The 25,667-nt window shown below is 43.7% G+C and carries 28 protein-coding genes; 10 read left to right on the forward strand and 18 right to left on the reverse strand.

What is annotated here, in order from left to right:
* Window positions 1-255 precede the first annotated feature (255 nt).
* The 8 genes from M3204_RS21610 to fabL form a co-directional block, all read right to left on the reverse strand.
* A complete protein-coding gene (locus M3204_RS21610; RefSeq protein WP_251487757.1) occupies window positions 256-1,860 on the reverse strand; it encodes an ABC transporter substrate-binding protein in 1,605 nt (534 codons plus the stop codon).
* Between the two features lie 89 nt (window positions 1,861-1,949).
* Entirely contained in the window at window positions 1,950-2,918 is a 969-nt protein-coding gene (locus tag M3204_RS21615) for an ABC transporter ATP-binding protein (RefSeq protein ID WP_251487760.1), read from the reverse strand.
* Window positions 2,893-3,906: an ABC transporter ATP-binding protein gene (locus M3204_RS21620; protein ID WP_251487775.1), complete on the reverse strand. Its 1,014-nt coding sequence runs from the start codon at window positions 3,904-3,906 to the stop codon at window positions 2,893-2,895. The genes M3204_RS21615 and M3204_RS21620 overlap by 26 nt, the downstream gene beginning before the upstream one ends.
* 378 nt (window positions 3,907-4,284) lie before the next feature.
* Window positions 4,285-6,033, reverse strand: a complete 1,749-nt coding sequence (locus M3204_RS21625) for an ABC transporter ATP-binding protein (RefSeq protein ID WP_251487778.1) — start codon at window positions 6,031-6,033, stop codon at window positions 4,285-4,287.
* 94 nt (window positions 6,034-6,127) lie between these two features.
* The gene (gene ntdP / locus M3204_RS21630) at window positions 6,128-6,658 is read right to left on the reverse strand and encodes a nucleoside tri-diphosphate phosphatase (protein ID WP_125481814.1); all 531 of its coding nucleotides are present in this window, start codon (window positions 6,656-6,658) and stop codon (window positions 6,128-6,130) included.
* 248 nt (window positions 6,659-6,906) lie between these two features.
* A complete protein-coding gene (locus M3204_RS21635; RefSeq protein ID WP_251487781.1) occupies window positions 6,907-7,161 on the reverse strand; it encodes a YgaB family protein in 255 nt (84 codons plus the stop codon).
* 275 nt (window positions 7,162-7,436) lie between these two features.
* A complete protein-coding gene (locus tag M3204_RS21640; protein WP_251487783.1) occupies window positions 7,437-7,625 on the reverse strand; it encodes a gamma-type small acid-soluble spore protein in 189 nt (62 codons plus the stop codon).
* Between the two features lie 87 nt (window positions 7,626-7,712).
* Window positions 7,713-8,462 (reverse strand): enoyl-[acyl-carrier-protein] reductase FabL, encoded by a 750-nt coding sequence (gene fabL, locus M3204_RS21645; RefSeq protein WP_251487786.1) that lies wholly within the window; start codon window positions 8,460-8,462, stop codon window positions 7,713-7,715.
* Between the two features lie 196 nt (window positions 8,463-8,658).
* On the opposite strand from fabL, the gene M3204_RS21650 reads away from it, so the two are divergent.
* Window positions 8,659-8,883 carry a hypothetical protein gene (locus M3204_RS21650; RefSeq protein WP_251487789.1) on the forward strand — a complete coding sequence of 75 codons (225 nt, stop codon included), beginning with the start codon at window positions 8,659-8,661 and terminating at the stop codon, window positions 8,881-8,883.
* 154 nt (window positions 8,884-9,037) lie between these two features.
* Here M3204_RS21650 and mutY read toward each other — a convergent pair whose 3' ends face one another.
* Together mutY and M3204_RS21660 are read right to left on the reverse strand one after the other, a co-directional pair.
* Window positions 9,038-10,111 (reverse strand): A/G-specific adenine glycosylase, encoded by a 1,074-nt coding sequence (gene mutY / locus M3204_RS21655; protein WP_251487914.1) that lies wholly within the window; start codon window positions 10,109-10,111, stop codon window positions 9,038-9,040.
* Between the two features lie 81 nt (window positions 10,112-10,192).
* Window positions 10,193-10,489: a hypothetical protein gene (locus M3204_RS21660; RefSeq protein ID WP_251487792.1), complete on the reverse strand. Its 297-nt coding sequence runs from the start codon at window positions 10,487-10,489 to the stop codon at window positions 10,193-10,195.
* A gap of 138 nt (window positions 10,490-10,627) precedes the next feature.
* Between M3204_RS21660 and M3204_RS21665 the strand changes: the two genes are divergently transcribed.
* Both M3204_RS21665 and M3204_RS21670 read left to right on the forward strand, forming a co-directional pair.
* A complete protein-coding gene (locus M3204_RS21665; RefSeq protein WP_251487795.1) occupies window positions 10,628-11,614 on the forward strand; it encodes a metal-dependent hydrolase in 987 nt (328 codons plus the stop codon).
* 51 nt (window positions 11,615-11,665) lie between these two features.
* Entirely contained in the window at window positions 11,666-11,872 is a 207-nt protein-coding gene (locus tag M3204_RS21670) for a hypothetical protein (protein WP_251487798.1), read from the forward strand.
* 240 nt (window positions 11,873-12,112) lie between these two features.
* On the opposite strand, the gene M3204_RS21675 is transcribed toward M3204_RS21670, so the two are convergent.
* A complete protein-coding gene (locus M3204_RS21675; RefSeq protein WP_251487802.1) occupies window positions 12,113-12,388 on the reverse strand; it encodes a YfhJ family protein in 276 nt (91 codons plus the stop codon).
* Between the two features lie 117 nt (window positions 12,389-12,505).
* Between M3204_RS21675 and M3204_RS21680 the strand changes: the two genes are divergently transcribed.
* Window positions 12,506-12,688, forward strand: coding sequence for a small, acid-soluble spore protein K (locus M3204_RS21680; RefSeq protein WP_251487805.1), 183 nt, complete (start codon window positions 12,506-12,508; stop codon window positions 12,686-12,688).
* A gap of 65 nt (window positions 12,689-12,753) precedes the next feature.
* On the opposite strand, the gene M3204_RS21685 is transcribed toward M3204_RS21680, so the two are convergent.
* Window positions 12,754-13,089 (reverse strand): YfhH family protein, encoded by a 336-nt coding sequence (locus M3204_RS21685; protein WP_251487808.1) that lies wholly within the window; start codon window positions 13,087-13,089, stop codon window positions 12,754-12,756.
* 88 nt (window positions 13,090-13,177) lie between these two features.
* On the opposite strand from M3204_RS21685, the gene M3204_RS21690 reads away from it, so the two are divergent.
* A complete protein-coding gene (locus M3204_RS21690; RefSeq protein WP_251487811.1) occupies window positions 13,178-13,855 on the forward strand; it encodes an SDR family NAD(P)-dependent oxidoreductase in 678 nt (225 codons plus the stop codon).
* Window positions 13,856-13,871: 16 nt separating this feature from the next.
* On the opposite strand, the gene recX is transcribed toward M3204_RS21690, so the two are convergent.
* On the reverse strand, window positions 13,872-14,684 hold the full coding sequence (recX, locus tag M3204_RS21695) for a recombination regulator RecX (protein WP_251487829.1): 813 nt from the start codon (window positions 14,682-14,684) through the stop codon (window positions 13,872-13,874).
* Between the two features lie 100 nt (window positions 14,685-14,784).
* Between recX and M3204_RS21700 the strand changes: the two genes are divergently transcribed.
* The 4 genes from M3204_RS21700 (at window position 14,785) to M3204_RS21715 (ending at window position 16,941) form a co-directional block, all read left to right on the forward strand.
* A complete protein-coding gene (locus M3204_RS21700; protein ID WP_251487833.1) occupies window positions 14,785-15,687 on the forward strand; it encodes a TIGR01777 family oxidoreductase in 903 nt (300 codons plus the stop codon).
* 66 nt (window positions 15,688-15,753) lie between these two features.
* A complete protein-coding gene (locus M3204_RS21705) occupies window positions 15,754-15,876 on the forward strand; it encodes a YfhE family protein (RefSeq protein ID WP_251487835.1) in 123 nt (40 codons plus the stop codon).
* 85 nt (window positions 15,877-15,961) lie between these two features.
* Window positions 15,962-16,144, forward strand: coding sequence for a YfhD family protein (locus tag M3204_RS21710; RefSeq protein WP_251487838.1), 183 nt, complete (start codon window positions 15,962-15,964; stop codon window positions 16,142-16,144).
* A gap of 545 nt (window positions 16,145-16,689) precedes the next feature.
* Entirely contained in the window at window positions 16,690-16,941 is a 252-nt protein-coding gene (locus M3204_RS21715; protein ID WP_251487853.1) for an alpha/beta-type small acid-soluble spore protein, read from the forward strand.
* A gap of 440 nt (window positions 16,942-17,381) precedes the next feature.
* Here M3204_RS21715 and M3204_RS21720 read toward each other — a convergent pair whose 3' ends face one another.
* The 4 genes from M3204_RS21720 to M3204_RS21735 form a co-directional block, all read right to left on the reverse strand.
* A complete protein-coding gene (locus M3204_RS21720; protein ID WP_353057607.1) occupies window positions 17,382-18,680 on the reverse strand; it encodes an ATP-binding protein in 1,299 nt (432 codons plus the stop codon).
* A gap of 194 nt (window positions 18,681-18,874) precedes the next feature.
* Window positions 18,875-20,662, reverse strand: a complete 1,788-nt coding sequence (locus M3204_RS21725; RefSeq protein WP_251487867.1) for an ABC transporter ATP-binding protein — start codon at window positions 20,660-20,662, stop codon at window positions 18,875-18,877.
* The gene (locus tag M3204_RS21730) at window positions 20,656-22,380 is read right to left on the reverse strand and encodes an ABC transporter ATP-binding protein (protein WP_251487870.1); all 1,725 of its coding nucleotides are present in this window, start codon (window positions 22,378-22,380) and stop codon (window positions 20,656-20,658) included. Before M3204_RS21730 ends, M3204_RS21725 begins: the two co-directional genes overlap by 7 nt.
* Window positions 22,381-22,626: 246 nt before the next feature.
* Window positions 22,627-24,246 carry a long-chain fatty acid--CoA ligase gene (locus M3204_RS21735; RefSeq protein ID WP_251487873.1) on the reverse strand — a complete coding sequence of 540 codons (1,620 nt, stop codon included), beginning with the start codon at window positions 24,244-24,246 and terminating at the stop codon, window positions 22,627-22,629.
* A 77-nt stretch (window positions 24,247-24,323) separates the two neighbouring features.
* Here M3204_RS21735 and M3204_RS21740 point away from each other — a divergent pair, with 77 nt between their 5' ends.
* Window positions 24,324-24,509 carry a hypothetical protein gene (locus M3204_RS21740; RefSeq protein WP_251487877.1) on the forward strand — a complete coding sequence of 62 codons (186 nt, stop codon included), beginning with the start codon at window positions 24,324-24,326 and terminating at the stop codon, window positions 24,507-24,509.
* Window positions 24,510-24,575: 66 nt separating this feature from the next.
* Here the strand turns inward: M3204_RS21740 and M3204_RS21745 are convergent, their stop codons facing one another.
* Window positions 24,576-25,661: a CaiB/BaiF CoA transferase family protein gene (locus M3204_RS21745; RefSeq protein ID WP_251487880.1), complete on the reverse strand. Its 1,086-nt coding sequence runs from the start codon at window positions 25,659-25,661 to the stop codon at window positions 24,576-24,578.
* Window positions 25,662-25,667 lie beyond the last annotated feature (6 nt).

A 25,667-nucleotide genomic window follows, 5' to 3' on the forward strand; every position in this document is an offset into this window, starting at 1 on the left:
GTCGTTCATTGACTTCATTGGGCGGACCGAAACCGAAATGTATAGCCGACTGTCCAGAAACGCAGAAACTGGAGACTCCGACAAAGAAGCGCTTTTTGCTTCTGCCGGCGGAGTTGAAGTTTCGGAGTTTCTAGGAGGCGAACTAGACAAGCGACTCGAGGGGCTAGGCGCTGGAGCTAGACATTACTCAAATTTATTAATTTCATTTTTCAAAAGAAAAGGGAGAATGCATATGTTCTCCCTTTTCCTGATGCATTATTTTTTGAATTCAACCGTTGCAAGCAGGTCAGATCCTGTTGGATGTGCCTTGAAACCAGTCACGTCAGCTCTTCCTGCAAGAGCAGGCTCAGAGTGTACAAGTGGAATCCAAGGAGCATCTTCTTTAATTAACAATTGAGCTTCTTTATAAAGTTTTTCACGTTCAGCCTGGTCGTTTGTAGACTGAGCTTTAATGAACAGGTCATGTACTTCTTGGTTTTTGTAGCGTGCATAGTTATTGCTGTCGATATTGTCCTGGTCTAATAGTACATACAGGAAGTTATCAGCATCGCCATTGTCGCCAGTCCAGCCAAGCAGGAATGTATCAGCTTCGCCAACACGTGCTTTCTCAAGGTAAGTTGCCCACTCATAAGAAACAATCTTAGCTTTTACGCCAATTTTGGCGAAATCAGCTTGAAGTGCTTCAGCAACTTTCTTACCATCAGGCATATACGGTCTTGCAACAGGCATTGCCCATAGTTCCATTTCAAAACCATCTTCAAATCCAGCTTCCTTTAGAAGCTCCTTAGCTTTCTCAGGGTCATATTCATAACCTTCAACTTCGTCATTATAACCTGCTACCGATTTCGGCATAGGGTTTTTCGCAGGCTCAGCAGCACCAGCATAGAAAGCATCGATGAGCGCTTGCTTATTTACTGCATAGTTCAATGCCTGGCGAACCTTTTTGTCCTTCATCGGTCCACGCTCGTTGTTTAATCCTAAGTATGCAACGTTCAAAGATGGTCGGTTAAATACTTGCAGATCTGCATTGCCTTTGATGGCATCGACATCACTGAAATTCACACCATCGATAATATCAACTTCGCCAGTATTCAACGCATTCAAACGAGCTGAGTTTTCAGGGATTACACGGAAGATAACTTCATCAAGCTTTGGAAGTCCTTTTTCCCAGTAATCTTCGTTTTTCACTAGAGTAACCTTGTCGTTTCGTTTCCATTCCTTGAATTTGAATGGTCCAGTACCTACTGGATTCTCAATGAATTTATCACCGTGCTTTTCGATCGCAGCAGGGCTTGCGATACCGAACGGAGACATAGCAAGGTTTTTGTAGAATGGAGCAAGAATACGGTTCAGCGTGAATTCAACTGTATGCTCATCTACTGCCTTAACTTCCTTGATTACATCACCGAATTGTGAGTTGTAGTAATAGAATTGCTCTTTATTGCCGGCTTTCCAGCGCTCGAAGTTGAAAACTACAGCTTCGGCATTGAAATCAGTGCCATCGTGGAATTTAACACCTTTACGGAGCTTTAAAGTGTGCTTCAGTCCATCTGGAGCTTCCTCCCAGCTTTCAGCAAGTCCTGGATGGATTTCTGTATCTTGCTCACCAAATTCGATGAGAGTTTCATAGATGTTTTTTGTTACTTTAAAAGCTTCCCCTTCAGTTGTTACCGCTGGATCAAGCGAAGTTGAATCGCCGCCGCGGCCAAATACCAGAGTTCCTCCAGATGATGATCCGCCGTCTGAACCAGATTCCCCGCCGGTTTTCGTGCCGCCAGATTCTTTATTGCTGCAGCCGGCAAGCCCTAAGCTCAGGATGAGGATAAAAGCAAAAAACATTAATCCAAATCGCCTTTTCATATTCTTCCCCCTTGTTTTTTCGGACCAGTTATTTTAGTCCATGTTATATATCATCTATGCTTTTCTGCCAAAGGACATTCCTGATTGTCTCAAGAATACAGATGGCAGGCAGCAAAATGACCAGGTTCAATTTCTTTCAATTCAGGTCTATCAGTCTTGCAAACTTCCATGCACTCTTTGCATCTTGTATGGAAAGCACATCCCTGCGGCGGATTTGCCGGACTTGGAATGTCCCCAGTCAACAGCTCCCTATCCCTTTTCACATCTGGATCAGGAATCGGAACAGCTGCCAGCAAGGCTTTCGTGTAAGGATGAAGCGGCTTTTCATAGAGCTTATCTGCATCTGTAATCTCGACAAGCCTTCCTAAATACATAACGCCAACCCGGTCGCTGATATGTTTAACGACACCAAGGTCATGGGCTATGAAAATATAAGTAAGCTGAAATTCCTTTTGCAAGTCCTCCAGCAGATTCAATACCTGTGATTGGATTGATACATCCAATGCTGATACTGGTTCATCGGCGATGATCAGCTTAGGCCTTGTCATCAGTGCCCGGGCAATCCCGATACGCTGACGCTGCCCGCCGCTGAACTGGTGAGGATACCTCTTTGCATGGTAACTGCTTAGGCCGACTACCTCCAGCATCTCCTTCACCATTTGTTTCCGTTCCTTCTTATTTCCGATGCCATGGACAATCAGGGGTTCTTCAAGGATTTTTTCAACTGTATGTCTCGGGTTCAGCGAAGCAAAAGGATCCTGGAAGACCATCTGCATGTCCTTCCGAGTCTTGCGCATCTCATTGTCAGAAAGGGTTACAAGGTTTTTCCCTTCAAAAACGACTTGCCCTTCGGTCGGGTCAGTCAGGCGCATAAGCATCCTGCCCGTAGTCGATTTGCCGCATCCTGACTCGCCAACAAGCCCTAGCGTTTCACCTTTGTTAACCCAGAAGCTGATATCGTCGACCGCTTTGACGCTTCCAGTCTGTTTTCCGAAGACGCCACCGGTAATCGGGAAGTATTTTTTAAGTCCATCAACTTTTAACAGTACTTCTGCCATTGGCTGCTCCCTCCTTCTCATGCAACAGGCAGCGCACAGCGTGGCCCGGCCTTTCAGTTTCATAGAGTTCGGGATTCTCGCTCAAACATCTATCCATGACAAACTCGCATCTGGCTGCAAAACGGCAGCCTGTTTTAATTGATCCAGGTTTTGGCACGTTTCCTGGAATTGAGTAAAGCCGTTCTTTTTTATCACGGATATCGGGAATCGATTTTAGTAAGCCCAGCGTGTAAGGATGCTTTGGATTCTTGAAAATATCCTCCACGAGGCCCTCCTCGACAATTTTGCCGGCATACATGACGACGACCCTCTGGCAAACCTCTGCCACGACTCCGAGGTCGTGTGTGATCATTAGAATGGCTGTATCAAGCTTGTCATTCAAATCCTTCATCAAAGCCAGAATCTGTGCCTGGATGGTTACATCAAGAGCTGTCGTCGGTTCATCGGCAATCAGCACACGAGGGTGGCAGCTAAGAGCCATCGCAATCATCACCCTCTGCCTCATCCCGCCGGAAAGCTGGTGCGGATATTCCCTGATGATTTGCTCTGCCCTTGGCAGCCCGACGAGCTTAAGCATTTCGACCGCCTGCTGATGAGCTGCTTTTTTGCCTAGTTTCTTATGTATTTTCAGCGCTTCAGTTAGCTGCTCTCCTATCGTGAATAGCGGATTCAGTGACGTCATCGGTTCCTGGAAAATCATCGCAATATCATTTCCGCGAATTTGACGCATCCTTTTTTCCGATGCATGTACCAAATCCTCACCATTAAGAAGGATTTCTCCTCCGGCAATCTTTCCTGGCGGCTGGGGAATCAGCTTCATGATCGATAAGGACGTTACGCTCTTGCCGCAGCCCGATTCACCTACGATTCCAAGAACTTCTCCTTTATTCACGTAGAAGCTTACATCATCTACTGCCGGAATCTCTCCATCCGATGTGACAAAGGATGTCCTTAAGTTTCTTACATCTAAAACCGGAGCATGTACCACTTTTCTACTCCTTTCTATTACCGAAATATTATTGCTGAATAAAAATAACTTCTGTCTGTGTTAAACATTTTATATTAAATAGTATTGAATAGTCCACTGATTTTTCTTAATTATTTAAATATAATAAAAATTTAGAATAGTTGTAGGTATTTGGTACTATTTGTATGTCAAATGTTGATAAATTATGACACTAACGGTATGCGGTAAAAGTATTAAATGTATTGAATTGGCTCGACGTGATTTCAGTCTTAAATAAGCCAACGCACGAAGAGCATGTGTATGCATTTTTGAGGAATCTCACGCTTTCGGTTCCAATCACATTTGGATTAACTCATAAAAAAATACCGAAGCCACTCATGCTTCGGTATTCCTAGTTATTTAATTTTCCAGCTGCTGGACTTGGAACAGCCTGTAGTAGCCACCCTGTTTTGCCATCAGTTCTTCATGGCTGCCAACTTCAACGATTTCCCCGTACTCAATCAGGACAATCCTATCTGCATGAGTAATTGTTGATAATCGATGGGCGACGATAAAGGTAGTCCTGTCCTTCGCCAGTTTTTCAATTGCTTCCTGTATGAGGTGCTCGCTCTCCAGGTCCAGAGCTGAAGTCGCTTCATCCAGGATCAAAATTGGTGGATTTTTCAGGAATACACGCGCAATAGCCACACGCTGTTTTTGTCCTCCGGAAAGCTTCACGCCCCTTTCCCCGACTTTTGTATCATACCCTTCAGACAGATTCATAATAAATTCGTGCGCATTCGCTGCCTTTGCCGCTTCAAAAACTTCCTCATCTCTTGCTTCTGGCTTTCCTAACAAGATATTCGATTTTACCGATTCACTGAATAAAATATTATCCTGCGCAACCATGCCGATTTTATCGCGAAGAGACCGAACCTTGAATGAACGGATGTCCTGGCCGTCGAGAAGGATTGCTCCTTCTGTCACATCAAAGAATCTTGGCATCAAGCTGACGAATGACGACTTTCCGCCTCCACTCATTCCGACAAGAGCTATCGTTTCGCCCTTCTTAACATCGATTTTAATATTCTTGAGGACATTCTCTCCGCCTTCGTCATATGCAAAGCTAACATTATTAAAGGAAATATCGCCATGCACTTTTTTCAGTTCAACCGCATCTGCTGAATCCTGAATATCATATTTTTCATCCATGAATTCAAACACACGGTCCATAGATGCAATCGACTGGGTCAACGTTGTCGAAGAGTTGACGAGCCTGCGCAGCGGATTGTAAAGCCGATCAATATAGGCAATGAACGCTACCATTTCACCAATGGTCAATTCACCCTGAACGACCTGATAGCCTGAAAAGCCGATGACCAATAACGGAGCAATATCCGTAATTGTATTGACGGCGGCAAATGCCTTCGCATTCCAGCTTGTATGCTCTAATGCTTTCGATAAAAAGTTTTTGTTCTGGCGGTCAAATTGTGTCTGTTCGTAATCCTCGATCGCAAAGCTTTTTATGACTGAGATTCCAGCAACCCGTTCGTGCAGATAGCTTTGAACTTCAGCAAGCGCCTGTGAACGGGTCCTGGTCAGCTTGCGGAGGTTACCGAAAAAGTATCTGACCGAGAAAGCGTAAAAAGGAAACAGGATTAAGGAAACAAACGTCAGCTTCACGTCCATCGTGAACATGATAGCAGCCGCTATCAAAATAGTAGCAACGTCAAGCCACAGGTTCATCAACCCGGTAACAACGAAGGTTTTCGTTTGTTCAACATCATTGATCATCCTGGAGATGACCTCTCCTGCCCTCGTATTGGAATAATACTTGAAGCTGAGGCGCTGCATATGAGTAAAAAGCCGGTCCCTAATGTCATAAAGAATTTTACTCGCTGTCCATTGTGCAAAATACTGGCGATAATATTCAATCGGCGGACGAAGTACCACGAACACGACAATCATGATGCCCATCACCCAGAGAAGCCTGTCTGATTTCTCCGACGTGCTTAAATCATCATTGGCAATGACATCATCAAGCACAAATTTAATTAATAATGGAATCATCAATGGAATCGCAAATTTAAGAATCCCGATGATGATCGTTCCAATGATCTGCAGCCGGTATGGCTTTACGAATTTTAAGTATCTGCGGATGCTGCCCAATATTGTTCCCCCTTATGGAGCCTGGCCTTGCTTTATTACGAAACAAAAACCTGTTGAAACCAATCAACAGGCTGAACTTTATCTATCCTGGATGTTATCGACGATAAGTCAAATACCGTTCATAATAAATGTCAATGAAATCAGGCGCAAACGGACCCTTCCTCTGTCTGATCCAGCGCTTAAGTTTTTCAACATTGTATTTCAAGATTTTATCAATCACATCAGGATATTGCATTTCCTTTCGGTGGCGCTCATATTCATCTTCATCGAGTAAATTAAATGTCATATCAGGAAAAACCTTAATATCGAGATCATAGTCAATATATTTCAGCGCCTCTCCATCAAAAATAAATGGAGAACTAATATTGCAATAATAATACACGCCATCTTCCCGAATCATGCCTATAACGTTGAACCACAGTTGAGAGTGGAAGTAACAGATTGCAGGCTCTCTAGTAATCCAGGTTCTGCCGTCTGACTCAGTCACGACTGTCCGGTCATTACCGCCGATCACAAGATTTTGTGTTCCCTTTAAGACGGTTGTTTCTTCCCAGACTCGATGGATGTGCCCATTATGCTTATAACTATGGATTTGGACAGATTCACCTTCAATGGGTACGCCCATGTTCTTCTCCCCTACTTTCCTTTCCCGGAAACTTTGCAACCTATCAATGTATATTTATCTAGAAAAATCGAAAAACGACAAAAGGCAACAAAGAACGATTCCTATTTTTTATTATTATAACGGTTAAAGAGAGAATTTAAAACAAAAGAGCCACCGATTTCCATCGATGACCCATTAAAATTGCCTATATTTTTATAAAAATTCACTTTTTTCATAGAACATTGAAGAAATTAAATCAATTGGCATGGCTAGCGGAAAGTTACGGCAAGCTGCTGATAAGTATGAATGACTTCCTCAGTCTGTTTTTCAAACATCCGGTGGATTTCCTGCAGCTCCAGCTTCTTCCGGTCAATTTCCGTGCGAAGCTCCTCCAGTTCGGCATATTGCTTAAGTGCATCAAGCTGCTTTTCAATCTCCTGGCACCGTTCCAATTCAGACTGCAGATATAGAAGTTTTTCCATTGTTTGCATTTGAGTAGAAACCAATTCGTTAAATTTATCCATGCTCTTCCACCGCCTGTAAAATTTATCTTTTAAAGTATTCGGGGATGGAAATGGAATTCCTTTGACTATTTATGTAGAGGATTCGGAACCTTTGTCGAATGAGTCACATGAAATATGAAAGCTCGGATTAGTCATATTTTATCGAGGTACCTTCTTTACAAGGGAAACCCGGTTGTTCACTCTTAAGGCAATTAAATCTTTGAGCGGGCACTGAAAACTATTCCAATGGAAAAGGCACTCTTCGAATAAAGAGTGCCTTTCATTTAAAGGTGATATTAGTTCTGTTGGCCAGAGTTTTGACCTTTGCGAGCTTCAGCTTGCTGGTTTTGCTGACGAACTTCTTGAGCGTTTGTTTCGCTCGCGAATTCAGTGCCGTATTGTTGGCCTTTTGCAGATTGAGCGTTCTGTTGTCTCACCTGCTGAATGTTTGTTCCAGCTTGAGATTGATTAGGTTGTTTTGCCATTGTTATCACCTCCACGAATATTAGATTAACCAGCCGTGGGGTGAGCTATCCGATTTTTTTATACCAAAATTAACCAATAACCATTTTTTATACCAACAATGAAATTCCGCCGTCAACGATAATAGTCTGTCCTCTGATCATGCTCGATTCATCCTTCAACAGGAACATGACGGCATTAATCATATCGTCAATTTCGACCATTCTTCCAGCAGGAGTTTTTTCCCTGGCCTCAGCCAGCAGCTCCTCCCTGTTCGGGAAGTGTGTCAGCGCTTCGGTATCGACAGCGCCACCCGATACTGCGTTAACGACGATATTTTTGCGGGCAAGCTCGACTGCCAGATAGCGTGTCAAGGCTTCAAGAGCTGCTTTTGACACCCCTACAGTTGTGTAGTTCTCTAAATAGCGGATTGAACCAAGTGAACTGATGCTGACGATTTTGCCGCCGTCATTCCTTTCCATCAGCTTGGCCGCTTCCTGGGCACAAAACAAAAGCGCCTTGCTGTTGATGTTCATCGTCCAGTCCCAATGAGATTCCTCGAGCTCCATTGCCGGACGCAATACTCCTGATGCTGCATTGTTGACGAATACATCCAGCCGTCCGAACTCCGCATCAATTTGTTCAAACATCGCCTTGATTTTGCTGACATCACCAACATTCGCTTTGATAACAAGTGCTTTTCTTCCAAGAGCTTCGATTTCCTCCGCCGTTTCCTGCGCTGCCGATCTGCTCCGCGCATAATTGACAACGATGTCATATCCCTCTTTTGCTAGCCTGATGGCAGCTGCCCTGCCGATTCCCCGGCTGCTTCCCGTAATCAATGCAACTTTTTGCGTCATATAAAAAATCCCTTCTTTTCAGTTAAACTTCCTGGCAAGGAAGTTTAACCTTTCTATATTTGTTTCATTTTAGCTTTTTCAGGTATATAAGACAATGAGGAAAAAATCCTCAGAGCATATAACTACTTTGATAAAAACTCCCCAGGGTGAAAACACTAACCTGTAGGTTGATAATCTAATGAAAGGATGATTCCTGATGTATGTAGGCCGCGATATGACAGAATTGACGATGATGTCCAAAACAGATTGGAAAGAAAGTGAATTGGCTTTCTTCCACCACTCGCTGCAGCAGATGGTTCCATACCTCAATGCGGAAGGACAATCGATTCACAGGGAAATTGTTAAAGAAATCGAGCGGAGAGGCGGGTTGAACCGCCATGAAGCTGATTACACACATGGCACTAAAGTGAGCTACGATTAATAAACTCACAATGATCCTCCAGCCATCGACAATCATGAGCGAAACCGTGTGAAGGTATTGTTTAACTGTTTTGAAGGATTGCCATATGACCGGACTGGAGTTTGACAATTTCCAAGGCCTCATTTTAGAAGAAAAAGGCTGCTAACCCCAATGGTTAGTCAGCCTTTTTAAAGTCCAGGTATTGCTTCAGCATTTTTTGGTATGGTACAGGGAAGGCAAACTCCTGGATTTCTTCCTGGTTCACTAGCTTTAGCTGCGGACCTTCTGGAACTCCCCCTGAAAAAATGCCGCTGTATACTTGAACGTTCCAAACCAAATGCGAGAATACATGGTCTATTTGCCCAATTGAATCATTGACATTTGGCTTAACTCCATAGCTTTCTTCAAAGTGTTCTGCAAGCTGGTCCCGCTGCCTCTGAAAATCGAGGGTCAGCTCAACAGTCGGGAACTCCCAAAGGTTCGCGAGCAGACCGGATTCAGGTCTTTTCCGAATGAGAATCCTTCCTTTTCCATCCGTAAAAATTCCCGCTGCAAGCTGGACAGCCTTCTGAGTTTTCTTTTTTGTTTTTACCGGCAATTCCTTCTGGACACCTTCGTGAAATGCCTGGCAGTGCTCCCTTACTGGGCAGAGCAGGCAAGATGGGGATGTTGGGGTACAAATGAGCGCACCCAGCTCCATCAACGCTTGATTGAAGAATGAAGGATTTTCATGAGAAATCAGTTTTCTTACAGCCTCTTCAAAGATTTTACGGGTTGAGGGCTTAGCAATATCATCCCATATCAATAAAATTCGCGACAAAACCCGCATGACGTTTCCATCAACAGCCGGTTCAGGCTTTCCATAAGCAATGCTTAATATGGCTCCGGCAGTGTAAGGACCTACGCCTTTTAAAGATGAAATCCCTTCAGGTGAATCCGGCACAATCCCGCTATATTTTTCATGGACTTCCCTGACGGCGGATTGCAAATTCCTAACCCGGGAATAATAACCGAGTCCTTCCCATGCCTTCAGCACCTTTTCTTCATCGGCATTCGCCAGCGCTTCAATCGTTGGGAAATTTTCCAAAAAACGAGTAAAATATGGGATGACGGTATCTACTCTCGTTTGCTGCAGCATGATTTCAGATACCCAAACTTTGTAAGGATCCTGGTCTTTTCTCCATGGCAGTTCACGCTGCTCACTCGCAAACCATCCTATCAAATCATCCTGAAAGGATTTTATATCCATTTTATCTATACTTTTCTTGATGTCAGTTGCCACTTTTGTTCCTCCAGGTGTTAAACTTTCCGGAAATTTGGGAATATAATATTAACGTTTCTGCTTAATGGCCATAAAGCCAATACATTCAAGGCCTCCTGGTACAAAATCCTCCAGCCGTCCAAAGACTGTATGGGACCGGGAAAGACGCATTTTTTTCAATGCATGGTAATGGGCCTCAGTGGGGACATAGAATGATTCAATGAAAATATTCCGTTGATCCGATTGGCTGAAGGAAAACATATCCGCCTCAAAATCCGGAAGCATCGCGGAGATTTTATCCATTGCCTCACGATATTGTCCAAGCAAATTTTGTTTTACTTCATACTGGATAATCATTTGAATCATAAGGTACAGCTCCTTTATGAAAAGATTCATTCGCAAAGGGCATACTCATCGATACAGCCCTTTAAAAGTAAACTATTATTCCGATTGTGACAAGAACTTTTACCTGTTAAAAAATACTTTGAAAAGGAGGCGGTTTCCTTGGATACAGGAACCCACGTTGTAATGGGATTCGCTCTAGGCGGATTGGCTACTCTTGATCCTGCTGTCAGCGAAAGCACCGCCACAGCCAGCAGTGTCTTAATCGCAACTCTTGTTGGCTCTCAAATCCCTGATATCGATACAGTATTGAAGCTTAGAAATAATGCCGTTTATATACGGAATCATCGTGGAATCACCCATTCGATTCCGGCTGTGCTTCTGTGGCCATTACTTATTACTGGGGCAATCTATTTTTTCCATCCAGAAGCAAATCTGCTGCATTTATGGATTTGGACATTTATTGCTGTATTCCTTCATGTTTTTGTCGACATTTTCAACGCTTATGGCACTCAGGCATTAAGGCCTTTTTCGTCGAAATGGGTCGCACTGGGAATAATCAACACGTTTGACCCGATTATCTTTGCGATTCATGTTGTCGGATTATTTCTCTGGGCATTTGGCGCTCATCCAGGGTACACATTCCTGACGATATACGCGATCTTGGTCTTCTACTATATTTACCGGTTCATCATGAAACACCGAGTGAAACGGGCAGTTGAACAGATTGTTCCAGACGCCACTGAGATTATCATTGCTCCAACAATGAAATTCAATCATTGGAGAGTAGCAGTCATGAACAAGCATCAATTCTTTGTAGGACGCGCACACAAAAGCCATGTAAGGGTTTTAGATCAGTTTAACCGTGTCCCTGTCCCGGAAACCCCGGTACTGGAAGCAGCAAAGCAGGACAAAAATCTTTCAGCTTTCCTTTCATTCTCTCCCGTTTATCGCTGGGAATGCGATGAATATGATGATTACTATGAAGTCCGATTCATCGATTTACGATATCGCAGCAATGGACACTATCCATTTGTCGCTGTCGTTAACCTCAACAAGGAATTGAATATTCTAAGCTCCTATACCGGCTGGATTTACAGCGAGGAGAAGCTTAGAAAGAAATTAGAGTTCATACCAGGAGAAGGTTAAGAAAAGCGCAAGCGCCTTGGTCAGCCCCGACAAGCGCTGGAGGGCCGACCGGTGAAGTCTTTCTTTAACTTCAGTGGGCGGACCGAAATCGAAATGTGTAGCCGACTGCCCAGAAACGCAGAAACTGGAGACTCCGACAAAGAAGCGCTTTTTGCTTCTGCCGGCGGAGTTGAAGTTTCGGAGTTTCTAGGAGGCGAAACTAGACAATTCGAAAAGCGGAGGCGACTGTTCAACTCCGACAAGCGCTGGAAGGCCTGACAGTGAAGTCGTTCTTTGACTTCATTGACAGGACCGAAGCGTCTCGAGGAGTTAGGAGCCGCAGCTGGACAAGCGACTCGAGCTGCTCAAAGCTAACGCTTCTCGCAAGATACTCGAGGAAGACTCTCAGGGATGAAAGCTGGCTAGGCGCTGGAGCTGGACATTTCTCGAAGTGAAATTTATACTTTCTTATCTCGTAAAAAATCCCCGTCAGACATGGAGTCTGCCGGGGATTTTAGTTTAATTCGGTTTTGGTCCGTCAGAGTCGTGTTCTAATAAATGCTTGTACTTAGGATTCCTCGCGACAAATTCATGAAGCTGCCCTCCATAATTTTCTATCCATTGTCGGACAACCTTTTCAGTCATTTCACTGCCCATGTAATCATGGCCAGCTTTTGCGTAGGTTGCTTCAAAGTCTCCCCACAAAAGCTCCACCCATGTCAAAGCCTGTTCATAAGTGATTCCGCTGTTTTTATCCAGCAGCAGGTTGGCTAGTCGTTCATGATATTCATGCATGCAGATCACCCTTTGCCAATTTTTTATGTAGTCATGCATTGGATGCGTTTATCCAATACTATAAATGCGTGCAGCTATTAGGCATACACGTAATTTTACCCCATCACGGAGGCCAATATGCGAAATAAAGTCACCAACTTCCCTAACCAGAACAACAACAAGTTCGAAGGCGAGCCTCGGGCAAAAGCTGAATACGCCTCAAAAAGGGCTGATGGCACAATCAATACTCATCCACAGGAACGGATGTATGCTTCCTCCCACCGCGAAGATGATACATCAGCCGCAATAAAGGATCATTAAAAAGACTTCTGTCTATGTGACTGCAATGACTGCAGGTGAAGAAGTTTTGCGGGCAAAGCCAGAAGTTATTTCTGGTTTTGCTCCAGCTTTATCAATAATGAAATCGGTAGAGCTTCTTCTTTTTCTTCGCCGCCAGTCCGTGACCCCCAGGCGAAAACTCCATTCATATAATCAATCTTGAAATAGGAGCCAGGGTCTCCATCTATTTGATAAATTTCACCTGACTTAAAATCATCAGGGTCCAGCATATATGATTTTGCCATGGCAATTTTCCTTTCATAAACTGCAAGCTCACTTATCATTCCCATCTGCTCTGCCTTTCTAGCCTTGTCACGAAGGCTGGCAATTTCCTGGTTCAATTCATAGTCAGTCATCTCGCTGTAACGTTTTTCTCTGCTCATATTTTTCACTCCTGGATTGTTCTCGCTTTTAACCTATATACATTTAAGATATAACTAAATTATAGCATGTTATTTTAAGGAGGCTACCATGAAGACAATCATCGTAACTGGGGCCGGGTCCGGCTTGGGTAAAGAACTATCCCTGCTTTTAGCAGGACAAGGCTACCATATGATCTTAACTGGAAGAACTGAAGATAAGCTTAAGGAAGTCCAAACTCAAATTGAACAATCCGGGGGAAGTGCATCAACTATTGCACTTGATATCCGCAACCTCGAGGATATAAAAGAAAAGGCGCTGCTTGTAAACAAGAATCATAAAATTTACGGACTGGTCAATAATGCTGGTGTCGGTTATTTCGGTCCATTTTCGGATATCTCAGACCAAGAAATTGAAGAAATGTTCCAGACGAATGTCATCGGGACCATCCATATGACAAAAGCCATCCTCCCTTATTTAGAAATGAATAAAGATGGCCTGGTAATCAATATTATTTCAACTGCTGGATTGCGAGGCAAGAAAAATGAAGCCGTTTACTGCTCGAGCAAATTTGCTGTAAGAGGATTTACCGAAAGCCTGCAAAAGGAATATGAAGGAACGGGAATCCGTTTTGTAGCGGCTTATATGGGAGGAATGGATACTCCATTCTGGGAAAGCAGCGACCATGTGGCAGATCCTTCAAGGTTCCGGGCACCAGCTGAAGTAGCAGCAATCATTATCAATAATCTCGAGAAAGATGAAATAGTCATAGAATCAAAAAAATCATGACGAGTGTCATGATTTTTTAGTCTTCATTTTCCTTTTCAGAAATGAACTCATCAATCATTTCCATTGGAAACCCTTTTCGGTACAACGCCATCTTCATTTTCTGTCTGTACTCACGGCCTGGCAGCTTGCTATATTTATTGTGAAGCTTTTCTCCCTGCAGCCTAAGCGCATCCATTTCATCGTCATTTTCTTTTTCTACATCCGTTTCATCTAACGCGGCTCGGATGATCGCAAAAGAGTACCCTTTTCTTTGCAGCATTTGCTCAATCTTCTGCTTTAAAATCCGCGACGAATCCTTTTTATTTTTCTGGGCATATTTTTCACTAAGTTTTATTGCCTTTTCAAGCTGATCATCAAAGGAAACCTCCTCAACAACCTTGGAGATGATTTCTGGAGATATGCGCTTTTCTTTCAACTCCATTTTTATTACCTCTGCACCTTTATCAGTTGTATTGAGTTGTGTCCGTACAAATGCATTGGCAAATTCTTCGTCATTTAAAAATTTTAATTCATACAATTTATGGACTGCTTCTTTTATGACTGGGTCGGCAACTTCTTTTTTCTTCAGGTAATCCCGAACTTCGTACTCTGACCTCATACGGTGTGCCAAATAATTGATCGCCGTATTATATGCCTTGCGGATATCATCCTGGAAAAGCACTTCCGTTACCGCAAAATCATCCAGCTCCATCCCTTTTTTCAATTGATACTTAATGAGTACATCTTCATCCACACTGAAGGCATACTCTTCCCCTCTTCCGCTGTCGGTAAAGATACTATATCGATCCTTATTGTGCTTTTGAACGGTGATTTTAGAAATAACCGGCATGTTATTCACCTCTAATGAAACTTTAACACATTCAAAGAAGGTTTATCATTTTAAAAGAAGTACTATATTAAAAAGAGCTAATCATTTGGGAGGTATTTTAATGAAAATAGCGATCACGGGCGGGACTGGTCTTGTGGGGAAAGCACTGAGCAGGGAAATGATCAACAGTGGTCATGAGGTGTTTATTTTAACCCGAAATAAGGCGAGTTCAAATAGCAGTCTAAATCCTAAATATGTTAGCTGGCTTAACGAGGGCGACCAGCCTGAGTTGGAGCTTGAGGGGATTGACGCCATTGTGAATCTAGCAGGTGCGACGATTAACAGCCGCTGGACAGATGACTACAAACGTAAAATCCTCGACAGCCGGCTGCAGGCCACTTCTGAAGTCAAAGGGATCCTTAAAAAATTGATAAAAAAACCTGAGGTACTTGTAAATGCCAGCGCTGTTGGTTTCTATGGGACATCTCTTACTGAAGAGTTTACTGAACAAGCACCTGCAGGGAATGATTTTCTTGCTGAGACAGTCGAAAAGTGGGAAGGGGCTGCAAGCCAGGCTGAAGACCTTGGGGTCCGCGTTGTTCTTTGTCGATTTGGAGTCATTTTGGATAAGCATGGCGGAGCCCTGCCGCGGATGGTTCTTCCATACAAACTTTTCGGAGGAGGGAAAATTGGATCTGGAAAGCAATGGCTGTCATGGATCCACATCCAGGATGCAGTCAGCGGGATCATGTTTGCGATCGATAATAAAGATTTAAAAGGTCCGGTTAACTTTTCAGCTCCCTCACCTGTTACAATGGATCAGTTTGGAAAAACTTTGGCTTCAGTTTTGCAAAAGCCGCATTGGATGCCGGTTCCCTCCTTCATCCTAAAAATGCTGCTAGGTGAAATGAGCATATTAGTGCTAGAAGGACAACGTGTCCACCCAGAAAAGCTCCTAAGGGCAGGTTTTGTATTCCGTTACCTCCATCTTAAGGAGGCGTTAAAGGATATTTTCGGAAAATAATTCCGTTTAATCCTTTTCAAGAAGGAGATACTGGTAAAGTAAATCATTTTGGAAAGGGTGTCCAACATGGAAAAGAAGAAACGGGATAAGACAAAAAGTACTTTATCAAGCATGCAGGAAGTTACATACAGCCACGAGTTCAAAAAGGCTGACAGGGCTGCCGGTTACACTGCTGGAAAGAGATTATAGGCATTAAGAAAACCCATTTGGCAGACCATAAAAGTACGGAAATAATCATTTCCGTACTTTTTAAATTAGAAAGGGGTTTTTTCGAATGGGACGTTCCAGAGGACAAAAATCACGCGGTCGAAATAAAGCATCACTTCCACAGGTTCCTAAAAACATGAAATCAGAAGGAATCGATGTAGAATTCAATCGTGAGCTTGCCGACCAGGCTGATCTAGAAGCCTTGGCCCGTTCAAAAGCAGCTGATGGACGTGCCAAAAGAAGAAAATAACCCTAAAATACAAGGAGGCAGCAGGATTCTTTCCTGCTGCCTCCTTGTATTTTAGGGGAGGGGAAATGTGTCATCAGTTAGTAAAGGGAAGGTTAATTTGTGAATGTTTTCACTAACTTTTGATAATCCTACTATAACTTCTTCTTCAAATTAAAACAATGGATTTCACCAATTGTTCAAAATAAAAATTTAGATAAAGCACATCGTACAACGGAACATTATCCACAAATCTGTGGATAATGTTAATAATGTTGTTCATAGCTTTATTTAACAGCCTTTTAACTAGAAATTCATTTCTAGTGACCCTTTTGTGGATAATGTGTATAAACCTGTGGACTACTCAAAAACCAACACTTTTAGCTGTTGATAACTGTGGGGATAATTTTTTCAACTATATTTACCCTCTCTCCAGCTGAATCAAACTTAACTGATAAAGTCTTTTCAGCAGTAAGAGCAACCAAGATTAAGAAAAAGCAATAATAAACAGTAAAATGGCAAATAATAAGCCAAATAGGTAATTACCTATCCACACGGAGGGATTTTCGATGGCGAGAAGAAATAAAATTCTAGTCCCTGAAGCTAGGCAGGCATTGGATGATCTTAAGGCACAGGTTGCTGGAACGATGAAAGCTGAGGATGCAAAATTCGAAACAGCTAAAGAAATTGGTGTCCCTTTGACAAAAGGAGATAATGGCGGGCTTACAACACGTGAAGCTGGAAAAGTCGGCGGTCGCCTTGGTGGAGGCATGGTGCGGGAGCTTGTGAAAATGGCACAAGAAAGCTTGCGAAAACAATAATCGTCTACTGCTTCCATTTTAAATCCAATAAATCAGTTGACAGCAGCTGGAAAATGAAATATAATAAGTAAGCTTCGCCAATGAAGAAGTAACTTGAAACACATCGATAGACAATGTAAACATTTAATGGCGTTCTGCTTTTATTTTTTAGGTAACAACTTATTCACACTGGATCGGCTTCGGAGCCGTTAGGATGCAAGAGAGGTAGGGCTTGCGTCGTTTAGGTTTAAAAATGGTCAAGTGGAATTTTGTACCGCGGCACAGTTTATAATTGATGAAAATATACATCTTGTGGAGTAGCAAGTTACTCGAAAGCGAACCGGATTCCGGTTCGCTTTTTCTAATGAATTTTTTAATCTCGTCTATAAATTTCTGCTACCAGCTTTGACACAGCCTTTCTCATAAAATAAAAACAGCCCGAAAAATTTTTGGGGCTATTTTTATATTTCATTATTCATTTTTATCTCATTACCCTCATCCGCTGGAAAATGTCTGAACGAAGGTAAAATGATGGTCACTTCTGTCCCAACACCGAGTTCGCTTCTATAGGAAATCATCCCGCCCATCGCTTCGATAATTTTTATAGAAACGGAAGTTCCCAGTCCGGTCCCTTTATCCTTCGTTGTATAAAACAATGTGCCTAGCCTGGCGATCTGCTCACTGTCCATTCCTTTTCCTGTATCTGTAATTTTTATGTATGATTCAGACCCTGACGATGTCTGGCTGATTGTAACTTCGCCGCCTTCTTCAGTGGCTTCGATCGCATTTTTTATGATGTTTACCAGTGCTTGTTTTAACTGATTCCGATCGGTTTGCACAAACACTCCCCAATTGAGTTGAACATTAACCTGGACGTTCACCTTCGCTGCAAAAGCTTCAAGGAGCAAAGTAACCTCAGTAATGATTTCTGCTAGCTGTGCATCCTCAAGCTTTTCAAATTGCGGCTTAGCAAAATTCAAGTAATCATTTATGATGGATTCGGCCCTTCCAAGCTCTGTCAGGACCAGACTTAAGTAGTAATAATTGTCGCCTTTTTCTTGTTTGTGCATCATCTGCAGGAATCCTTTTACAACCGTTAGCGGATTCCGGATTTCGTGAGCGATTGATGCTGCCAGTTCTCCCAGTGTATTTAATTTTTCCGCCCTCAGGATTTCTTGCCTCATCAATGCTTTCTCAATCAACGATTCATTTAAAATCGCGGCAACCCAGACCGCAAAAACTTGGATCGCTCCAAAGATGGCAACATTCAACATAATTTTGTTAGTGTCTTCTGCTGGTGCATCATTAGTGAAAATATGTATAACGAGGATCATTAACATGGCAAAGGATGGCCAAAAACCAACAAAAACTGCTGTCCTGATCCTTTTTTTTGAATCAAGCTTCCAAAACTTTTTCATGAAGATAAAAGGGATGATCGTTGCGAGAAAACCACTTGCGTATCCAAGAAGAAGGTCTCCACCCATAAGTGTCCTTGTTGCCAGATAAGCAAATAACACCATCCCGCCAGATATTGGTCCTCCATATAAAAATGCCAGGACTAATGGAACGTAACGTAAATCCCAGTACAACCCGCCCTCTTCGAAAGAAAAAGCAAGGCTAAGTATCAGGGAAATACTTTGAAGTATCCCACACAAGTAAGGAGATTTTCCAACCCTCTTATTATCAAAAAGGAGACTATGAATAAAAATAGGCATAAGGATAATCAATACATTTAATAACAGTTTCTCAACGAGCATCATATCTTCTCCATTCGAAGAGGTCCTATCTTTACTTTATACAATACGACACACTTGTCATGAATCCTCTATTCCCCGGGAAATTTGTCACATTTACGAACATAAAGTGCAAGCGTCTTGGACAGCCGCAAACTGAGCTGAAATAATCTGCAGAGCAAAAGAAAAGGAGGCCCGCAGGCTCCCCTTCTAAGAATTCATTAACATTTTTTCTCCAGCTGGCTCGTATATAATCCATGGTAAAAACCTTCTTGTTCAAGGAGTTCTTCATGGCTGCCTTTCTCTATGATATGTCCGCTTTCGATCACGATGATCTGGTCAGCATTCTTGATTGTGTTCAGCCTGTGGGCAATGATGAAACTGGTCCTCCCCTTCAGCAAAAGCTGGAGGGCTTCCTGGATCTTAAGCTCTGTAATGGTATCGATACTGCTCGTTGCTTCATCCAAAATTAAAATCGATGGATCAGCAAGGATGGCTCTGGCGATTGATAACAGCTGCTTTTGACCCTGGCTGATTCCGGCATCATCCTGGCTTAATTCTGTGTCATAGCCATCTGGAAGCCTCGCAATAAAAGAATGGGCATTCGCAGCCTTAGCTGCCTGCTCAACTTCTTCATCAGTAGCATCTAGCCTTCCATATCGGATGTTTTCCCTGATGCTTCCCTGAAAAAGAAACGAATCCTGAAGGACAAAGGCCATTTGCGTGCGCAAGCTTTCCCGGGTGATTTTTTTGCTGTCATTCCCGTCAATCAAGATTATGCCACTTTCTGGCTCATAAAAGCGTGAAATCAAATTAATGATCGTTGACTTCCCCGCTCCTGTCGGCCCAACTAGAGCAACACTTTCCCCCGCTTCCGCTTTAAAAGACAAATCTGAAACAGTATCGCCGCCTTTTTCATACGAAAAGGAGACTGCTTTAAATTCTACTTCTCCTGCGATAACCGAAAGTGCACTAGCTTCGCTTTCATCGATTGCTTCCTCGTCAGTATCGAGGATATCAAACACCCTGTCAGCTCCTGCCACCGCCGAAAGCAGTGTGTTGAACTGATTGGACAAGTCATTCAGGGGTCTTGTGAATTGCCTCGAGTATTCAGTGAAGATGACGATGGTACCAATCGATACCATTCCCTTCAAGGCGAAGTAGCCCCCAACTGCAGCCACTATGGTAAAACTGAGGTTATTGAGCATATTCATCAATTTAGGAATGAAGCCAGTAAATGTCTGTGCCCAATATCCTGATTGCTTTAATTGTTCATTTTTTATTCGGAATTCTTCAATGACCTTGGCTTCCTGCGAGAAGGATTTAATGATTTTCTGCCCGGAAATTGTTTCTTCTATATAACCATTCATCTCACCGAGACGGCGCTGCTGTTCCTTATAGAGTTTTCCTGTTCTATTTGTGATCCATTTCATTCCCCAGAACATTAAAGGCACGATGATCATTGTTACTAGTGTAAGCAGCGGGCTCAACCAGATCATCACAGCGAGTGTTCCCACCAGAGTCAGCACACTCGAAAAAATCTGGATGACAGAGGAGTTAAGAGTAGCGCTGACATTCTCTATATCATTGGTTATCCTGCTCATTAACTCGCCATGCTGGCGTTTATTGAAAAAATCAATCGGCAGTTTATGAAAATGGGTAAAAAGCTGTTTTCGCATTGTATATACTGTCTTCTGTGCAATCCCGATCATCCAGTAGCTTTGGAGCCATAACGATAATGAATGGAATCCATAAACAGCAGCGAGCCCGATTAACAGCCAGGTGAAACCATCAGTTGATTTTGTTGCAAAATATTCATCAATTCCCCAGCCAATCAGAAAAGGGCCGAGAAGGGCGAGTGCAGAGCTGACGACTACCATCATAAGCACCAAAATCATCAAGCTTTTATGATCTGCAAGATACGACCAAATTCTCTTGATAGTCGCCCCAAGTCCGCGGGATGGTTTTCTTTCATTGTCAACTTTGCTTGCTTCTTGCTTTCTTAACACTCTGCCTTCACCTCCCCAAACTGTGATCCATAAATGGCTTGATAAAGTTTAGAGTGCTTTAACAAAAATTCATGGTCACCGGAATCGGTCAAAGCTCCATCTTCAATAAGCAGGATTTTATCCGCTTCTTTAGCTGTGCTTACTTTTTGAGTAATGATCAAGGTCGTGCATTTGTATTTGCTTATCGCATTTAACAGTTTTGCTTCAGTTTTTAAATCAAGTGCGCTTGTGCTGTCATCGAGCAGCAGGATTTTCGGATTCTTGATCAACGCTCTCGCAATCGACAAGCGCTGCTTTTGTCCGCCTGACAGATTCACACCCTTTTGGCCCAACAGTGTTTCGTACTTGTCTGGCAGTTTTTCAATGGTCTCGTGGATTTGGGCATTGGCTGCCGCATCCACCATTTCATCATAAGTAGCATCTTCTTTTCCCCACGCAAGGTTCTCTTTAATTGAGCCGGTGAACAACAACGCTTCCTGCGGAACATAGCCTATCTGCTCTCTAAGGCTTTTAAGCTTTATTGCTTTAATATCACGGCCGTCAATGCGAATTTCTCCGCCCGTTACATCATACAGGCGCGGAATCAACTGGAACATTGCCGTCTTGCCTGCACCAGTGGCACCAAGGACTGCAACGGTTTCTCCAGGTTCAATGGAGAATGACAAATCACGCAAAATCGGGATGTTTGTATTTGGAAACTGGAAGGAAACATGATCAAATTCAATTTTTCCTTTAGTGATCCCATATTCCTCGCGGCTTTCCGCGGAATCCTGCAAGTCGATTTCTTCATTTAAAACATCGGTAATACGCTCAGCAGACGCTCTTGCCCTTGAAAAAACCATGATGATCCATGAAAACATCGAAAATGCAGTCGTAATCCTCGTAGAATAGTTGACGATCGCCACTACCTCACCTACAGATACTGCTCCAGTCTGAACTTCAACTTTTCCGAACCAAAGGACAGCGATGACACTCAAATTCATGAAGAGCAACAATATTGGGATGGTTGTCTCGGTTACTCTGAGCGCAAATACCGTTTTATCCTTCAGCTTATTATTTGCCTTCTGGAATCTTGTTCCTTCATGGCTGCCCCTCGCGAATGCCTTGATCAGCCTCATGCCCACAAGGTTCTCACGCATGACACCATTCACTTTATCTAGGCGCTTCTGTACGCTTTTAAATAATCCAACTGACTTAGTCATGATCCAAACAAGAAAAATCAGGAGCGGTGGAATGATGACGACAAATGCGAGGGCAAGTTTTACATTGACTAGCATCGCCATAGTAATTCCGCCAATGACGAGAAGCGGTGCGCGCATCGCGATCCGGAGACTCATGAACAATGTGTTTTGCAGCTGCGTCACATCATTCGTAATCCTTGTGATTAAAGAAGATGCAGGGAAGCTGCTAAAGTTGGTAAAGGAAAAAGACTGTACCTTGGCAAAGAGCTTCTCACGCAAATCATAACCAAAGCTTTGGCCTGCATGGGCAGCGATAAATGAATTTGTGATTCCCGAGGCAAAAGCCAGCAGCGAAATGCCCAGCATGACTCCTCCCCATTTGATGACCGTGTCCAAATCCCTCTCAGCGATTCCTTCATCGATGATCTTCGCCATCAGCAGCGGCTGGACAAGTTCAACGGCTAACTCAACAAGCATCAAACTCAGCGCCGCAGCTATAGGGATTCGGTATGGTTTTATAAACGAAAATATGTTCATGAAGATTGGACCCCCAGTTGAAACCACCTGTAATTATTTCGGCCTTCGAATTTTATATCTTCTATAATACCTCTTTTGGCGAATTTTTTGAATTGAAAGATTAAAAATGTTGCTATCTGTATCGTTCGATATAATTTTGGGGTCATTTTTAATTAGCGGAATACTCTTAGGTTAAATTTTTAACATCAGATCTTTAATAATTAAAAAGCAAAAACCGGCTGCACCTGCTGCAGCCGGTCTTAAATATTAAGAATTCTGCACTAAATGGTCCTTCAATTGATCACGAAGCGCTCGTTTCAGGAATTTGCCTACAGAGGTCTTTGGAATTTCCTCCATAAACACGATATCGTCAGGAAGCCACCACTTGGCGAACTGCGGGGCAATAAAATCAAGCAGCTCCTGCTTATCAACTTTGTTCTTATATTGCTCCTTCAGGACGACGCAGGCAATCGGGCGCTCCTGCCACTGCTGGTGCGGTACGGCAACAACGCTAGCTTCGAATACAGCATCGTGAGCCATAAGTGCATTCTCAAGGTCTACAGATGAAATCCACTCACCGCCGCTCTTGATCAGATCCTTTGTCCGGTCGACAAGCTTGATGACACCTTCCTCATCAACCGTTGCCACATCGCCGGTATAAAGCCAGCCATCCCTGAACGCATCGTTTGAGCGTTCATCCTTGTAATACTCATCCGCAATCCAAGGTCCGCGCAGCAGAAGTTCACCCATCTCTTCGCCGTCCCACTTCACCTCACCGTTTCCGCCGATGACTTTCATTTCTAGTCCAGGTACAAGAAGCCCTTGTTTGGAGCGGATGTCGAGTAATTCCTCTTCATCGAGGCCTACCTGATAGCTCTTCAGCCTTGATACAGTCGCCAGCGGTGTGGTCTCCGTCATGCCGTAAGCATGAAGGAACGGGATTTTATACTTCGTTTCGAAGGCTTTTATCATTCCTCGCGGTGCTGCCGACCCGCCGCAGACAATCGATCTTAATGAAGACGTATCATAGCTTCCTTTTTCTAGTTCATTCAACAACCCTAGCCAAATTGTCGGCACACCGGCGGTAAAAGTTACTTTTTCCTGTTCGATGAGATCAGCGAGCAGCTTTGGCGTGAACAGCGGACCAGGCAAGACTTGTGTCGAGCCGAACCATGTCGCTGCGAATGGCAGACCCCATGCATTGGCATGGAACATTGGTACAACTGGCAGCACGACATCTGTTTCCGAAAGTGCTGCTGTATCCGCCAAACCGAAAGCGAAGCTGTGAAGGACGATTCCCCTGTGAGAGTAGACCACTCCTTTTGGATTGCCAGTCGTTGCCGATGTATAGCACATCCCGGCTGGTTCATTTTCATCGATATCCTTCACGAATTCGAAATTTGGGCTGGCTTCACGCAATAATTCTTCATAAGAATATACTGGCTCCAGCGTTGTTTCTGGAAGGCCCTCTTTGTCGGTCATGATGATGTATGCTTCCACTGATTTGAAGTTGTCCTTGCTCCGCTCGATCAGCGGCAGCAAATCTTCATCTACCAGCAATACCTTGTCTTCAGCATGATTGATAATGTAAGAGACATGTTCTGGTGATAGGCGGATGTTGATTGTGTGCAGCACGGCTCCCATCCCTGGCGCAGCAAAGTAGACTTCCAAATGGCGGTGGTGATTCCAGGCAAAAGTTCCAACTCTGTCCCCTTTGCCAACACCGAGCTTTTCAAGAGCACTTGCAAGCCTGCGGGTACGTTCGCCAATCTCCTTATAAGTGAAACGGTGGATTCCAGAAAGTGTCCCTGAAACTACCTGCTTTTTCGGGAAAAACTTTTCTGCTCTTTCCAATAGCGACCCTACTGTCAATGGAACATTCATCATACCCACATTTCCCCTTCCGTTTCTAAGAAAAGCGCAAGCGCCTTGGTCAGCCCCGACAAGCGCTGGAGGGCCGACCAGTGAAGTCGTTCTTTGACTTCATTGGTCGGACCGAAACTGAAATGTATAGCCGACTGCACAGAAACGCAGAAACTGGAGACTCCGACAAAGAAGCGCTTTTTGCTTCTGCCGGCGGAGTTGAAGTTTCGGAGTTTCTAGGAGGCGAAACTAGACAAGCGACTCGAGGGGCTAGGCGCTGGAGCTAGACAATTCTCGAAGTGAATTTTATATTTTCTTATTTTCTCAAAAAATATTAATCTTACATTGCTAATCTAGTATTTGCTAATCTCCGCACTAAGCCATTTTTTCAGGATTTCTTCGGTCTGTTCTCCTTTTTCCGGAGGTGCTGCTCCCGCTTTTGGTGGCAAATCCACGTGCATTTTAATCTGGCCAGCAGGTGAAACAAAGTCTTTTTCTCTCCAATAAGGATATTCAGCAAGTTCTCCTGCCTCCAAGACAGGAACAAGACAGCAGTCCACCTTCATGCCGAATTCTGCCCATTCCGACAGCGGCTTGCTTTTAAACAATTCAACCAGCTCATGATAAATTGGATTTGAGTCTTCTGGCTTCGAAAAATGGGCCCGCAGCCAATCCTCCCGGCCGACAGCCTGGCAAAAATTGCGCCAGAACTTCGGCTCAAGAGCTCCAAGACTGACATAACGGCCATCCTTCGTTTCATACAGTCCATATCCGATCACAGTCCCGTTCAGGACAGATACACCATTTTGATAACCTGTTTCTTTTTCGATCAGGACGTGGTTGGCCATCAATGAAGCCATGCTGTCAGCAATGGAAATGCAATGATAGCTGCCCTCGCCCGTTTTCCCCCGGGCCACAAGCGCAGCAAGAATTCGCTCGCTTGCCGCCATGCCCCCAATGTAATCAGAAAATGTATGGGTTGGATGGATAGGCCTGCCTGTGCCATCCTTCATCTGTGAAAGCGCTCCGCTCAAGCTCATGTAATTCAAATCATGGCTGCCAAGTCCGCTCATCCCACCGTTACGGCCGTAGCCAGTCACCGAGCAGTAGACGATTCCAGGATTAACCTTTTTTACCGCTTCATAACCGAGTCCGAGCTTATCCATTACTCCTGGCCTGAAGCTTTCAATTGCCACATCAGCTCTGGCAAGCAAATCGAGGGCAAGCATTTTCCCTTCTGCCTGCTTAAGATTGATCACAATGCTTTTTTTGCCGCGGTTATGGGCGTTGAATACATAGCCTTCTCCTGTGTTCCTTGCCGGGTCTCCCTCCGGTGCTTCTACTTTGATGACGTCAGCCCCAAATTCAGCAAGCCTCAATGTCGCGAAGGGACCCGGAATATAATTGGTGAAATCAACTATCTTAATACTTTCTAACATGATAAA

It is taken from the genome of Mesobacillus subterraneus (genome assembly GCF_023715485.1).
Taxonomy (GTDB): Bacteria; Bacillota; Bacilli; order Bacillales; family Cytobacillaceae; genus Mesobacillus; species Mesobacillus subterraneus_B.

What these genes read in the sequence shown, in the direction of transcription:
- M3204_RS21615 (WP_251487760.1), bottom strand. Translation starts at nt 2,918, where the DNA reads ATGGCAGAAGTACTGTTAAAAGTTGATGGACTTAAAAAATACTTCCCG.
- M3204_RS21690 (WP_251487811.1), top strand. Translation starts at nt 13,178, where the DNA reads ATGAAGACAATCATCGTAACTGGGGCCGGGTCCGGCTTGGGTAAAGAA.
- M3204_RS21745 (WP_251487880.1), bottom strand. Translation starts at nt 25,661, where the DNA reads ATGTTAGAAAGTATTAAGATAGTTGATTTCACCAATTATATTCCGGGT.
- M3204_RS21680 (WP_251487805.1), top strand. Translation starts at nt 12,506, where the DNA reads ATGCGAAATAAAGTCACCAACTTCCCTAACCAGAACAACAACAAGTTC.
- M3204_RS21675 (WP_251487802.1), bottom strand. Translation starts at nt 12,388, where the DNA reads ATGCATGAATATCATGAACGACTAGCCAACCTGCTGCTGGATAAAAAC.
- M3204_RS21640 (WP_251487783.1), bottom strand. Translation starts at nt 7,625, where the DNA reads ATGGCAAAACAACCTAATCAATCTCAAGCTGGAACAAACATTCAGCAG.
- mutY (WP_251487914.1), bottom strand. Translation starts at nt 10,111, where the DNA reads ATGGATATAAAATCCTTTCAGGATGATTTGATAGGATGGTTTGCGAGT.
- M3204_RS21715 (WP_251487853.1), top strand. Translation starts at nt 16,690, where the DNA reads ATGGCGAGAAGAAATAAAATTCTAGTCCCTGAAGCTAGGCAGGCATTG.
- M3204_RS21685 (WP_251487808.1), bottom strand. Translation starts at nt 13,089, where the DNA reads ATGAGCAGAGAAAAACGTTACAGCGAGATGACTGACTATGAATTGAAC.
- M3204_RS21660 (WP_251487792.1), bottom strand. Translation starts at nt 10,489, where the DNA reads ATGATTCAAATGATTATCCAGTATGAAGTAAAACAAAATTTGCTTGGA.
- fabL (WP_251487786.1), bottom strand. Translation starts at nt 8,462, where the DNA reads ATGACGCAAAAAGTTGCATTGATTACGGGAAGCAGCCGGGGAATCGGC.
- M3204_RS21735 (WP_251487873.1), bottom strand. Translation starts at nt 24,246, where the DNA reads ATGATGAATGTTCCATTGACAGTAGGGTCGCTATTGGAAAGAGCAGAA.
- M3204_RS21650 (WP_251487789.1), top strand. Translation starts at nt 8,659, where the DNA reads ATGTATGTAGGCCGCGATATGACAGAATTGACGATGATGTCCAAAACA.
- M3204_RS21635 (WP_251487781.1), bottom strand. Translation starts at nt 7,161, where the DNA reads ATGGATAAATTTAACGAATTGGTTTCTACTCAAATGCAAACAATGGAA.
- M3204_RS21720 (WP_353057607.1), bottom strand. Translation starts at nt 18,680, where the DNA reads ATGATGCTCGTTGAGAAACTGTTATTAAATGTATTGATTATCCTTATG.
- M3204_RS21705 (WP_251487835.1), top strand. Translation starts at nt 15,754, where the DNA reads ATGGAAAAGAAGAAACGGGATAAGACAAAAAGTACTTTATCAAGCATG.
- M3204_RS21710 (WP_251487838.1), top strand. Translation starts at nt 15,962, where the DNA reads ATGGGACGTTCCAGAGGACAAAAATCACGCGGTCGAAATAAAGCATCA.
- ntdP (WP_125481814.1), bottom strand. Translation starts at nt 6,658, where the DNA reads ATGGGCGTACCCATTGAAGGTGAATCTGTCCAAATCCATAGTTATAAG.
- M3204_RS21610 (WP_251487757.1), bottom strand. Translation starts at nt 1,860, where the DNA reads ATGAAAAGGCGATTTGGATTAATGTTTTTTGCTTTTATCCTCATCCTG.
- M3204_RS21730 (WP_251487870.1), bottom strand. Translation starts at nt 22,380, where the DNA reads ATGAACATATTTTCGTTTATAAAACCATACCGAATCCCTATAGCTGCG.
- M3204_RS21700 (WP_251487833.1), top strand. Translation starts at nt 14,785, where the DNA reads ATGAAAATAGCGATCACGGGCGGGACTGGTCTTGTGGGGAAAGCACTG.
- recX (WP_251487829.1), bottom strand. Translation starts at nt 14,684, where the DNA reads ATGCCGGTTATTTCTAAAATCACCGTTCAAAAGCACAATAAGGATCGA.